Source organism: Ruminococcus sp. AF31-8BH (genome assembly GCF_003460605.1).
Lineage (GTDB): Bacteria > Bacillota > Clostridia > Lachnospirales > Lachnospiraceae > Blautia_A > Blautia_A acetigignens.
On record NZ_QTVN01000008.1, the window covers coordinates 146075 to 158360 of the forward strand.

Here is a 12286-nt window from a genome sequence, read left to right on the forward strand (position 1 = left end):
GAAAATGAATTAAGAAAAATGGAGGACAAGACAAATGAAAGACGGAAAGTTACAGATTGGATTTATTGGATGTGGCGGTATTGCTTTTAACAAACATTTTCCATCCTTACAGGCACTGCCGGATTTATGCGATATGGTTGCATTCTGCGACATCGTAGAAGAAAGAGCTGTAAAAGCAGCAAAAGAGTATGGCGCTCCAGGTGCCAAAACTTATACAGACTATAATGAAATGCTCAAAGATGATTCCATTGATGTAGTTCATGTACTTACACCCAACGTGGTCCATGCTCCGGCAACTGTAGCAGCATTTGAAGCTGGAAAGCATGTTCTCTGTGAGAAACCTATGGCTCACAGCACAGAAGCTGCAAACCAGATGCTTGCAGCCTGGAAAAAATCCGGTAAGAAATTCACAATTGGCTACCAGAACCGTTTCCGTCCAGAAGTAGAGGCTCTTCATAAAGCATGTGAGGCTGGAGAGCTTGGTGAGATTTATTTTGCAAAAGCACATGCAGTACGACGCAGGGCAGTTCCTACATGGGGCGTATTCCCGAACAAAGCTCTTCAGGGTGGCGGTCCTCTTATTGATATCGGAACACATGCCCTTGATATGACACTGTGGATGATGGACAACTATAAACCGGTATCTGTTTCCGGTTCTGTATTCTACAAGCTGGGCCATCTGGAAGAAGCAGCAGAGAGCAACATTTTTGGACCATGGGATCCGAAAACTTATGAAGTAGAAGACTCTGCATTTGGCTTTATTAAGATGGAAAATGGAGCAACTATTTATCTTGAGTCTTCCTGGGCATTAAATATGTTAGGTGCAAAAGAGGCAGCAACGACTCTTTGCGGAACAAAAGCTGGCGCTGAGATTCGTTCCGGTATGAGTGTAAAAGATAAAGAGGATAAGCTTGTTTACAACCGTGGAGTACATGGAAAGCTTATGGAGGAGCATTGCTCACCGGGAAGTGCTGTTGCATATTTCAGCGGACCGAAGCTTACAGATGGAGTAAAGGAAGCAATGCAGTGGCTTAATGCAATCAAGAATGATACAGAGCCGTTAGTAAAACCTGAGCAGGCATTTGTTGTAACCCAGATTCTGGAGGGAATTTACAAAGCAGCAGAGACAGGTAAAGAAGTATTCTTCTAAAAGGAGGACATGGAGATGAAGTTAGGACTGATCAGTGCCATTTTGGGAGATCTGAGCTTTGAAGAAATGATTGATTTCCTGGCTGAGTGCGGACTGGAATGTGTGGAAGTTGCTTGTTGGCCAAAAGGAAAAGCAGAGCGCCGTTATGCAGGGGTAAGCCATATTGACGTAGATACACTGGACGATGAGAAATGTGCGCATATTCTGGATTACTGCCAGAAAAAGGGTGTTGAAATTTCATCCCTTGCATATTATCCAAATACAATGGATCCGGATGTAGAGAAGAGAACAGCATATATTGAACATTTACATAAGCTGATTGATGCATCCGCAAAACTGGGTGTAAACATGATCACAACCTTTATTGGAAGAGATCCAAAGAAAACAGTAAGCCAAAATCTGGAACTGGTGAAAGAAATCTGGCCTCCGATTCTGGATCATGCAAAGGAAAAAGGTGTGAAAGTTGCAATTGAAAATTGTCCGATGCTTTTTACAGAAGATGAGTGGCCAGGTGGACAGAATCTGATGACAACTCCGGCAATCTGGAGACAGGTATTTGAGATTCTGGATTATGATAACTTCGGAATTAACTATGATCCGTCTCATTTTATCTGGCAGCAGGTTGATTACATTCGTCCGCTGTATGAGTTTAAGGATAAAATTTTCCATGTGCACTACAAAGATATCAAAATCTATCCGGAGAAACTGGCGGATGTTGGAATCATGGCAACGCCTCTGCAGTATATGTCTCCGAAGATTCCTGGCCTTGGAGATGTTGACTGGGGCAAATATGTATCTGCCTTGACAGATATCGAATACAAAGGATATACCTGCATTGAGATTGAAGATAAAGCCTTTGAAGGTACAGTAGAAGATGCCAAAAATGCAGTACGTCTCAGCACAAGGTATCTGAGAAATTTTGTGATTTGATGGTTACTGTTCGCTGGTAATGTTCCGCGAGAACGGTAACATTTGACTGGAAATTGCCTGAAACAAGGCTTTGACAATTGCATAATCAGACACTATAATAAGTGTAATTGATGAGCTTTTTAGCGTAAACAAGGGTGATTACAGAGAACGTAATTGCCCTTTTCGCATTAAAAACGCAGGAGGCAAATGGCAAATGATAGGCGTATTGATCGTGGATGATGAGGTGCTTTGTGCGGAAGGCGTAAAATGCAGTACAGATTGGAATGCATTGGAAGTTGACCAGGTATATACTGCATACAGCATGAAACAGGCTATGAAAGTCCTGGAAGAACATGAGGTGGATATCATACTTACCGATGTGGAAATGCCCAAAGGAACCGGACTGGATTTGCTGGAATGGGTTCGTGAAGGGGGGATGAATCCTGTGAGCATTTTGCTTACCAGCTATGCACAGTTCAATTATGCGAAACAGGCAATTGAACTTGGGGTATTGGAATATCTTTTGAAACCGATAGACTCGAAACTGCTGTATCAGGTATTCGAAAAGGCTGTTGCAAAAGTAAAGGAAAAACGGGAATACAAAGAAATCCATGAACAAGCCCAGTATTGGACTGTTGCGGAAAAGGACAGACTTCGTAACTTCTGGCGGAGTGTTCTGGAGCGAAGAATTGATGCCAACAGTAGGATAATTCGGGAACAAGCTGCAAAAGAACATCTCCCTTTTCATGAAAACCATTTATGTATGCTGGTAATGTTTAAAATCCACATGGAACAATCAGCCGGAAGCTGGCTGAACTGTACAGGACCTTTAAAAGAGGAACTGCAGGCTTGTGTATTTCCAGACTGGAAGCAGGTGGTACCCGCCTACCGTGAGGATAGACTTCTTGCTATTGCGGAACTTTCAGATGGTATGGACGAGTACAGGGCAAATATGATGAGAAACTGTGGCCAATTTATCCGAAACTGCAAAGAGCACTTTAATATTGTTTTTTCCTGTTATGTGGGTGAATTCAGAGAGCCGGGAGAACTGGCAGACCAATATGAACGCCTTGGAAAAGTAGATGCGAATAATGTGGCAGAACGTTCTGGTGTATATGGAATTGAAATGGCAGAAGTAAGGCTTCCATACAAAAGACCGGATATTGAAACCTGGATCCGCTTTATGTCGCGTAGAGAATACAATGCTGCCGCTGACCGGATGGAGCATGATTTGCATGTAATGAGCCATGAGAGAAAAATTGACAGAGGAGTGCTGGAACAGCTTGGCCATGATTTTACTCAAGCTTTTTACGGATTCCTGGAGATGAAAGGACTGCAGGCCCATCAGTTTTTGGATGATGAGAAGGCTGTGGAATTGTATCAGCGCAGAACTGTCACTGTGGCAAATTTTCTTAAATGGAGTCGCTATGTAATAAAAAGAGCTGAAACAGCTTTGGAAATTGCAGAAAACTCTCAAAGTGCTGTCAGCTGTGTGAAGAAATATATAGATAATCATTTGGAGGAAGACTTGAATCGTAATCAACTGGCAGGACTGGTATATATGAGTGCTGATTATCTGTCAAAGCTGTTTTTGCAGGAGATAGGATGCAAATTGTCTGAGTACATCATCAGTGCAAGAATAAAAGCAGCTTCTAAACTTCTGGAGGAAACAGACCTTACGGTAGGTGAGGTGGCGGATAAAGTGGGATATTCTAATCTGGCTTACTTTACAAAGGTATTTCGTGAAAAAAATGGTAGTACTCCGGCCGTGTACAGGGCATCTTTTCGTAAAAAGAATTAGGCAAGGTTTGTTAAGCGGGGGAGGGCAAGAAGTGAAATATGGCCTATTTACATGACATATTCAGAAATTCTTCCATCGCCTTAGTGAAATATCGTCCTTTTTTCCAGTAAAAACAAATCCTTCTGCTGTTATGCTGTGCCGGAAGCTTGTAATAAACTACATTATGATTATGTGGGATTCGGGACAGCATAATATCACCAATAAAGGAAATTCCCATTCCAGACTGACAGATGTTATAAGCAGTCATCTGCTGGTCCATATTTAAAACAACATCTGGTTCAAAATCATTAGCCTGGCAAATCTGCCGGGCTCTTTTTCCCGTATCATTCTCATTTTTCATCATAATAAAAGGAAGTCCCTTGAAGCTTTTAATTGGAACTATTGGAAAAGAAGGATTCAGGAAGCTGCCATTCTGTATTTGCAAGTCTGTTATCTGGTAATCCTTCAGAGAGGCATTTATAGGAAAATGGCTGGGGACTGCCAGAATCAGATGCTCTTCATGAAAAATGCGGCTGTCAAAAATATCCGGATTCAGGGCAGTGTTGTCAAGAATCAGGTCTACAGAACCCTTTTGCAGAAGCTCAGCCAGCTGAGCCGTACTTTCTTCAATCAAATTTATCTTTATATGGGGATAACACGTTACAAAGGCAGAAATCAAAGGGGGCAAAATCCAGGAGGAAAAGAGATTGCTTCCGCCAAGAGTAAGATTTCCGGTGGACAGCTTATCCCAGTCATGTATAAAGGCGGAAAAGCTTCTGTGAATGCCCAGGATTTCTTCCACACAGCGGATGTATTCTTTTCCGCATTCGGTTAATCCAAGAGGCTTGGTACTGCGGTCAAAAATGGGATAGCCGATACGGTTTTCTACCCGTTTTACATTTGCGCTTAAAGAAGGCTGGGAAATAAAAAGATTAGCAGCAGCTTTGGAAAAGCTTTTTTCTTTATAGACCTCATAAACATATTCCATTCCCTGAAACATAAAAACTCCTTTCTGAACTTCAGACCTTTTCCTTTGGTATCGTTATTATAATTTGCAAATTATAATTATTATAAAAATATAAGTATTTGCTTATATTATATAAGATACTTATAATAAGGGCAAGTAAAAAAACAAAGCGGGAAACCGCAGGAAATAAATAGATAAAGATGGGAGAAATTAGAAATGAGCGAGCAGGAATTCCGTACGGAAAAAGATTCAATTGGTACCAAAAATGTACCGGAAGATGTATATTATGGTGTGCAGTCATTACGCGCAGCAGAGAACTTTCATATTACAGGTTTAAATATGCATCCGGAAATTATTAACAGTCTTGCTTATATCAAAAAGGCGGCAGCAATTACAAACTGTGAAGCTGGCCTTCTGGACAAAAAAATTGCACAGGCAATTGTAAAGGCATGTGATGAAATTCTTGGAGGAAAGCTTCATGAGGATTTTATTGTAGATCCTATTCAGGGTGGAGCCGGAACCTCTTTAAATATGAATGCAAATGAGGTAATCGCAAACAGAGCCAATGAAATTCTCGGCGGCAAAAAGGGTGATTATTCTATAGTAAATCCAAACGATCATGTAAACTGCGGACAGTCTACCAATGACGTAATTCCTACTGCCGGAAAAATGACATCTCTTCGCCTTCTTAAGAATTTAAAGAAAGAGCTTATGAGACTGCATACTGCACTGGAGAAAAAAGCAGAAGAGTTTGACGGCGTGATCAAAATGGGAAGAACACAGCTGCAGGACGCTGTTCCTATTCGTCTTGGACAGGAATTTAAAGCATACAGTGTAGCTGTACTTCGCGATATCAGACGTATGGATAAGGCAATGGATGAAATGCGGACTCTGAATATGGGTGGAACTGCAGTAGGAACCGGACTGAATGCAGACGAAGCTTATCTTCGCCGAATTGTACCGAACCTTAGTGAAATTTCCGATATGGAACTGGTACAGGCTTATGATCTTATTGATTCCACTCAGAACCTGGATCCTTTTGTGGCAGTATCAGGAGCTGTGAAGGCTTGTGCAGTGACTCTTTCCAAAATTGCCAATGACCTTCGACTTATGTCCTCTGGTCCGAGAGCCGGATTTGGGGAAATCAATCTTCCGGCGAAGCAGAATGGTTCTTCCATTATGCCGGGAAAAGTAAACCCTGTTATTCCTGAGGTAGTAAATCAGGTGGCATTTAATGTAATAGGAAACGATGTGACAATTACTATGGCTGCAGAAGCCGGACAGCTGGAATTGAATGCTTTTGAGCCGATTATCTTCTATTGTCTGTTTCAGTCTATTGATACTCTTGGATATGCAGTACAGACGTTCGTTGATAACTGTGTTACCGGAATCACAGCAAATGAGACAAGATGCCGCTATTTCGTAGAAAATAGTGTGGGAATCATTACTGCAATCTGTCCGTATGTTGGTTATCAGAAAGCAGCAGAAATAGCAAAAGAAGCAATTAAAACAGGAGAATCTGTAAAAAAATTAATCATTGAGCAGGGTATTCTTACAGAGAAACAGATGGATGAAATCCTGGATCCGGTACAGATGACAGAACCTGGAATTTCCGGAAAAGAGCATCTGACAGATTAAAAATTTCAAATCGATTATTATGTAAAGGCAAGGTGCTATTTGACACTTTGCCTTTTTTGTCTATACACGAGAAAAACTCTGACTATCGACACCTTTGTATGACTGGACTAAAATAAGAACTATGATCTAGGCAGTTACAAACCATAAGAGAGGGGGATTCAGATGGCACACCCAATATTATCAGTGAAAATGTATGAGCTGGATAAGAAACTGGAGCAGACACATAGCCGTATTCAGTTTGCAGAAACTATGGATACAGAAAGACTGCATCAGCAGATTCAGAATCTTCGCCAGGAATGTGCAGAAAGCAGGATCACACTGGAAAACAGGCTGCATTATTCAAAGACAGGATGTGTGACAAGACTGGCAAATGTTTTTGATCAGGTGGAAGCAGCAGTGGAAAAGGTTCTGGAGTCAAGAAATCTGGATTTGAGAGCAGAAAAAAGCGAGCAGTTAAATGCAAATTTTCTTCCCAGCGCAGAGGAAAAAATTCTCACTGCGGAATATGCCCTTGATTTTGCCGTACAGGCAGTAAACCGGGCATTGCTGGTGTCCCTGGAAGCAATAGAGGCTCAGCGACTGGAAGAAGAGAAGGAGGAAAATAAATCATGAAGGAAGTAAAAACGCCAAAAAAGCCGTTGATCTACTATTATGGCATCGTGCTTTTGGTACTGATTGTTTTTAATTTGGTGGTATCTCCTATTTTGATGGAGCATCAGGTGGAAGAAACAGATTATGGTACATTTATGAGCATGATTGATGCAAAAAATATCGGTGAGGTTGAGGTAGAGGATAACCAGATCGTATTTACCGACAAAAATAATGAAAAGATTTATAAAACCGGGCTTATGAATGACCCGGAGCTTACAGACAGACTGTACAAATGCGGAGCTACCTTTGCCAAAGATATTGACCAGCAAACATCACCTATTATTAGTTTTCTGGTAACCGGAATCCTTCCTCTGCTGATTTTTATCGCTCTTGGAAACTACATGGCAAAGAAATTGATGGAGCAGGCAGGCGGCAAAAACTCAATGGCGTTTGGAATGGGAAAAAGCAACGCCAAGGTTTATGTGCAGTCCAGTGAAGGAATTCGTTTCGCAGATGTGGCAGGTGAGGATGAGGCAAAGGAAAATCTGGCTGAGATTGTAGATTATCTTCATAATCCAAAGAAATACACAGATGTAGGAGCGTCCATGCCAAAAGGAGTTCTTCTTGTAGGCCCTCCAGGAACCGGTAAAACAATGCTTGCCAAGGCTGTTGCCGGAGAAGCGAATGTGCCGTTCTTCTCCATGTCCGGTTCTGAGTTTGTGGAAATGTTTGTAGGTATGGGTGCTTCAAAGGTTCGTGATCTTTTTAAGCAGGCGAAGGAAAAAGCACCATGTATTGTATTCATTGATGAAATTGATGCCATTGGTAAAAAACGTGACGGTCAGGTTGGCGGCAATGATGAACGTGAGCAGACATTGAACCAGCTGCTGACAGAGATGGATGGCTTTGAGGGCAACAACGGTGTTATCATTCTGGCAGCAACCAACCGTCCGGAATCCCTTGACCCGGCGCTTACCCGTCCTGGCCGTTTTGATCGCCGCGTTCCGGTTGAGCTTCCGGATCTTGCAGGCCGTGAAGCAATTCTGAAGGTTCATGCAAGAAAAATCAAAGCGTCTGATGATGTGGATTTCCATACAATTGCACGTATGGCATCTGGCGCATCTGGTGCAGAGCTGGCAAATATTATTAATGAGGCAGCACTTCGGGCAGTCCGCAGTGGACGTACCATAGTTACAGAAGCAGATCTGGAAGAAAGTATTGAGGTGGTTATTGCAGGTTACCAGAAGAAAAATGCAGTGCTTTCCGATCAGGAGAAAAAAGTGGTTTCCTATCATGAGATTGGACATGCGTTGGTGGCTGCTCTTCAGAGCCATTCTGCACCTGTGCAGAAAATTACCATTATTCCACGTACCTCCGGTGCGCTTGGTTATACCATGCAGGTGGAGACTGGTGACAAATACCTGATGACAAAGAAGGAACTGGAAAACAAAATCGCTACATTTACTGGCGGACGTGCCGCTGAGGAAATTGTTTTCGGCGAGATTACGACAGGAGCTTCAAACGATATTGAACAGGCAACCAAGATCGCCCGTGCTATGATCACCCGTTACGGAATGACGGATGAGTTTGATATGGTTGCGATGGAGACGGTTACCAACCAGTATCTTGGCGGCGATGCTTCTCTTTCCTGCTCAGCAGATACGCAGAAAGAAATTGACGAAAAGGTTGTGGAGCTTGTGAAACGGGAGCATGAAAAAGCGAAGAAGATCTTGATGGATAACCGTAAGAAGCTGGATGAGCTTGCAATGTTCCTTTATGAAAAGGAAACAATTACAGGAGAGGAATTCATGGAGATTCTGAATAAAGAGGAGAGTGAGAAAAAATGAGAAGACGTTCACGTTATGGCTGGCTGGAACTCATTGAGGGAATCCTGCTGATTCTTCTTGGAATTTATACGCTGATCAATCCTGGAAATATGATTCGTGGTGTCACAGTGGTTTATGGCTTTTTGGCAGTAGTTACCGGAATTTCCGATATTGTATTTTATGCGAAAACAGACCGCTATATTGGTTTTGGTCCTACCATTTCGCTGGTTTCGGGAATCCTTAGCATTCTTGCCGGATTGATGCTTTTGATGTACCCAAATGCCGGAGAACTGATTACTATTATGCTTCTTCCGATTTGGTTTATCGCCCATTCCGTATCCAGACTGACCCATCTCCCTCTTGTTCGTCTGGCTGGAAAATTTTTCTATTATTTTACGATGATTTTGAACATTGTGGGAATCATTCTTGGCTGTCTGATGATCATCTGGCCAGTCATTGCCCTGTTTTCCATAGGCTTCATTATCGGCTTTTACCTGATCCTTTTGGGAATCGACAGTATCGTCATGGCCTGCAGCAACATGGACTCCGGATGGATGTAAAATATAATTTTCCAAAACGCAGCCTCACAGCATGTGTCTGCGTTTTTTTGACGTAAATCCAACCTGTATTTATCGGTTGACATAGCAAGTTGCCAGATGATAAAATCAACTTAGAGACAACATGAAAAATTATTAGAATATTTCGTTGAATTATTGTATTATCTGCGGAACACAATAAAGGAGACTTACATATGGCAACACTTAAGGATGTAGCAAAAGCATCTGGTCTTACGGTGGGAACCGTTTCCAGAGTATTGAACAACAGAGGATATATCAGTGACAAAACAAGGGAAAAGGTGTATCAGGTAATGAAAGACCTGAATTATCAGCCGAACGAAACAGCCCGTGCCCTGTCCAAGCAGAAGAGCAATACCATTGGAATTATTCTCCCCAATATTGAACATCCTTATTTCGCTAAGGTGTTAAGCCGATTGGAACGGGAGGCGGCGAAGCATGGATATCGCATTATGCTCTTTGTTTCCAGATATAAGGAGGAGCGGGAAGAGCAGTGCATTGAAATGTGTAAAAGCGGAAGAGTAGCAGGTGTTATTGTTTGCAGCGGCAGCTTTGAGACTGAGAAGTTTAAGGGCCTGGATTTTCCGTTGATTACCCTGGAGCGCTCTATGGATGAGGGAACCTCCGGGATTGAATGCGATAACTACCAGGGCGGAGTAATGGCAACAGAGCTTCTGATCCAAAAGGGATGCCGGAAGCTGATGTATATTGGCGGAGTGAGTGCCGGGGTAGATATACAGATGCCCGGCGATCTTCGTGAGGTTGCATTTAGGGATACGTGTAAAAGAACGAAGACTGACAATGTGGTTATAGTAACCGATAAGGGGCTTTTTGATTCCCTTGAATACTATGAATTTGTGCGGAAGGCACTTATGGAGCACCCAGATGTGGATGGCGTGTTTGCAAGCTCGGATGTAATTGGTGCACATGTGCTGCAGGCATGCAGTAATCTTGGTATTGAGGTACCGGAGCAGTTGAAAATCGTAGGCTTTGATGATGTAAATATTGCGCAGTTTACAAGTCCGGGTCTTACGACGATTCACCAGCCGGTGGAACAGATGGCAGAAATGGCTGTCTCTGCCATTGCACAGATTGATGCGGGGAAGGTGGTTCCTACCAAGACGGTATTTCCTGTGACCCTGGTTGAGCGCGGAACAACCTGATTCATGCTCCGCAGTGCTTATTTGCTGTTGGTAGAAGAATTATGAAAGTATTAAATATCAGATATTAGACTTCTATATTACGGGAAGTTTATTATCTGATATTTTTATTTTTGAGGAAAGAACGCCTTTAATGGTTTTGTAGAAAGTTAAAATGACATGCGGTTGCGATAAAAAAGATGCTAAATTTTGAAAAAAACAAAGAAAATATAAAATTAAATTTAATCCACCAAAATTAGCATGTAAAAATGCACAAAAACGGAATGATGAAATAGTATAACTCTAACAAAATGACTTTAAAACAGAAAAAATATATGACAACCGCTTGACATATTTAGACCATAATGCTATCATACAATCATCAAGAACACGTCAAAGAGAACGTAAAAAATAGGAGGAAGAAAGAAATGAAAAAACGTATTTCAATGGCAATCGCAGTGGCAACCGCAGCAGCAATGATGACAGGCGCAGCTGTACCGGTTATGGCAGATGATGTGAACATCACAATTTTCAACTCCAAAATGGAGATTCAGAGCCAGTTCGAAGAGAAGGCTGCTGAGTACACAGAAGAGACAGGAGTTGGCGTAGAGGTTTATTACAACAGTGATACAGTATCTGCACATCTGGCTACCAGATATTCTGCAAACGATCCATACACAATTTCTATGGTAGATCCGAAAGACATCTATTCACTGGCAGCAGACCATGCAATCGACTTAAGTGATCAGAGCTGGGTTAACGAGACAGATTATGCAATCGGCGTAGACGGACAGATCAATGGCTTCCCAACCTGCCTTGAGGCACGTGGACTTATTTACAATGCAGATGCAATTGAAGCAATCACAGGCGAGACCTTCAATCCGGATGACTACAAGACACTGGATTCCTTCAAAGAGCTTCTTGAGAAGCTTAAAGAAGGCGGTATGGAGACACCTACCGGAATCATGAAAGAGGACTGGTCTCTTGCAGCTCACTTCCTTGCTGAGATTTATGAGGAGCAGCCGGATGTAGAAGCATTTATCACATCCCTTCATGAAGGAACAGCTGATCTTGCAAACAATGAGAAATTCAATTCTCTTATGGATTTCTTCGATGTGATGATGGAGAACAACTACGCTAAAGATTCTGCAATTGCTGCAGAGCGTGAGACAACTGAGATGATGCTTGCAGAAGGACAGATCGCATTCCTGTTCGGGGGAAACTGGGACTGGTCTGTAATCAATGCTTATGATTACACAGAGAACATGGGAATGATGCCTGTACCGCAGAACACAGATGATGGCTCCAATGAGAAGCTTGTTGGTGGAGGTTCCAAATTTATGATGATTGATTCTTCCGATGCTACAAGTGATGAGCAGCGTCAGGCAGCTAAGGATTTCCTTACATGGCTTGCTGATTCCGATGAAGGACAGAGCTTCATCGCAGAGACATGTGCACTTGTTCCGGCATTCTCCAACAATGAGAAAGAAGTTTCCGATCCACTTGGAAAATCTGTTAAGAAATATGCAGATGAAGGTGCTCTGATTCCGAACTACAACTACCTTCCGGATGATCACATCTCCATGTGCGGTGCAATCTTCCAGAAATATCTTGCAGGACAGGTTGACAGAGCAGAGTTCGCAGCTGAGCTTGAGAACTACTGGCAGAACACTACTCCTGTAGAACACTAAAAAGCTTCATAGTTCTGTTT

At 42.4% G+C, this 12286-nt stretch carries 10 protein-coding genes; 9 read left to right on the forward strand and 1 reads right to left on the reverse strand.

Translation table 11 applies throughout. The features are described from left to right. Positions 1–34: 34 nt before the first annotated feature. The 3 genes from DWZ38_RS11630 (at position 35) to DWZ38_RS11640 (ending at position 3860) form a co-directional block, all read left to right on the forward strand. On the forward strand, positions 35–1150 hold the full coding sequence (locus DWZ38_RS11630; RefSeq protein ID WP_117852889.1) for a Gfo/Idh/MocA family oxidoreductase: 1116 nt from the start codon (positions 35–37) through the stop codon (positions 1148–1150). Positions 1151–1165: 15 nt separating this feature from the next. After that, a complete protein-coding gene (locus DWZ38_RS11635) occupies positions 1166–2080 on the forward strand; it encodes a sugar phosphate isomerase/epimerase (protein WP_117852891.1) in 915 nt (304 codons plus the stop codon). A gap of 193 nt (positions 2081–2273) precedes the next feature. Further along, on the forward strand, positions 2274–3860 hold the full coding sequence (locus DWZ38_RS11640) for a response regulator (RefSeq protein WP_117852894.1): 1587 nt from the start codon (positions 2274–2276) through the stop codon (positions 3858–3860). A gap of 43 nt (positions 3861–3903) precedes the next feature. On the opposite strand, the gene DWZ38_RS11645 is transcribed toward DWZ38_RS11640, so the two are convergent. Further along, positions 3904–4839, reverse strand: coding sequence for a LysR family transcriptional regulator (locus DWZ38_RS11645; protein WP_117852896.1), 936 nt, complete (start codon positions 4837–4839; stop codon positions 3904–3906). 183 nt (positions 4840–5022) lie between these two features. Between DWZ38_RS11645 and DWZ38_RS11650 the strand changes: the two genes are divergently transcribed. The 6 genes from DWZ38_RS11650 (at position 5023) to DWZ38_RS11675 (ending at position 12266) form a co-directional block, all read left to right on the forward strand. Next, positions 5023–6444, forward strand: a complete 1422-nt coding sequence (locus tag DWZ38_RS11650; protein ID WP_117852898.1) for an aspartate ammonia-lyase — start codon at positions 5023–5025, stop codon at positions 6442–6444. A gap of 162 nt (positions 6445–6606) precedes the next feature. Next, the gene (locus tag DWZ38_RS11655) at positions 6607–7056 is read left to right on the forward strand and encodes a hypothetical protein (RefSeq protein ID WP_117852901.1); all 450 of its coding nucleotides are present in this window, start codon (positions 6607–6609) and stop codon (positions 7054–7056) included. Then, entirely contained in the window at positions 7053–8882 is a 1830-nt protein-coding gene (gene ftsH / locus DWZ38_RS11660; RefSeq protein WP_021925617.1) for an ATP-dependent zinc metalloprotease FtsH, read from the forward strand. The genes DWZ38_RS11655 and ftsH overlap by 4 nt, the downstream gene beginning before the upstream one ends. Further along, positions 8879–9421: a DUF308 domain-containing protein gene (locus DWZ38_RS11665; protein WP_021925618.1), complete on the forward strand. Its 543-nt coding sequence runs from the start codon at positions 8879–8881 to the stop codon at positions 9419–9421. Before ftsH ends, DWZ38_RS11665 begins: the two co-directional genes overlap by 4 nt. Positions 9422–9612: 191 nt before the next feature. Then, positions 9613–10599, forward strand: coding sequence for a LacI family DNA-binding transcriptional regulator (locus DWZ38_RS11670; protein WP_021925619.1), 987 nt, complete (start codon positions 9613–9615; stop codon positions 10597–10599). Between the two features lie 404 nt (positions 10600–11003). Then, positions 11004–12266 carry an ABC transporter substrate-binding protein gene (locus tag DWZ38_RS11675; RefSeq protein WP_117852903.1) on the forward strand — a complete coding sequence of 421 codons (1263 nt, stop codon included), beginning with the start codon at positions 11004–11006 and terminating at the stop codon, positions 12264–12266. The last annotated feature ends 20 nt before the right edge of the window (positions 12267–12286 follow it).

Coding starts and splice junctions, on each gene's coding strand:
- ftsH (WP_021925617.1), top strand. CDS start 7,053: ATGAAGGAAGTAAAAACGCCAAAAAAGCCGTTGATCTACTATTATGGC.
- DWZ38_RS11655 (WP_117852901.1), top strand. CDS start 6,607: ATGGCACACCCAATATTATCAGTGAAAATGTATGAGCTGGATAAGAAA.
- DWZ38_RS11630 (WP_117852889.1), top strand. CDS start 35: ATGAAAGACGGAAAGTTACAGATTGGATTTATTGGATGTGGCGGTATT.
- DWZ38_RS11670 (WP_021925619.1), top strand. CDS start 9,613: ATGGCAACACTTAAGGATGTAGCAAAAGCATCTGGTCTTACGGTGGGA.
- DWZ38_RS11645 (WP_117852896.1), bottom strand. CDS start 4,839: ATGTTTCAGGGAATGGAATATGTTTATGAGGTCTATAAAGAAAAAAGC.
- DWZ38_RS11675 (WP_117852903.1), top strand. CDS start 11,004: ATGAAAAAACGTATTTCAATGGCAATCGCAGTGGCAACCGCAGCAGCA.
- DWZ38_RS11635 (WP_117852891.1), top strand. CDS start 1,166: ATGAAGTTAGGACTGATCAGTGCCATTTTGGGAGATCTGAGCTTTGAA.
- DWZ38_RS11665 (WP_021925618.1), top strand. CDS start 8,879: ATGAGAAGACGTTCACGTTATGGCTGGCTGGAACTCATTGAGGGAATC.
- DWZ38_RS11640 (WP_117852894.1), top strand. CDS start 2,274: ATGATAGGCGTATTGATCGTGGATGATGAGGTGCTTTGTGCGGAAGGC.
- DWZ38_RS11650 (WP_117852898.1), top strand. CDS start 5,023: ATGAGCGAGCAGGAATTCCGTACGGAAAAAGATTCAATTGGTACCAAA.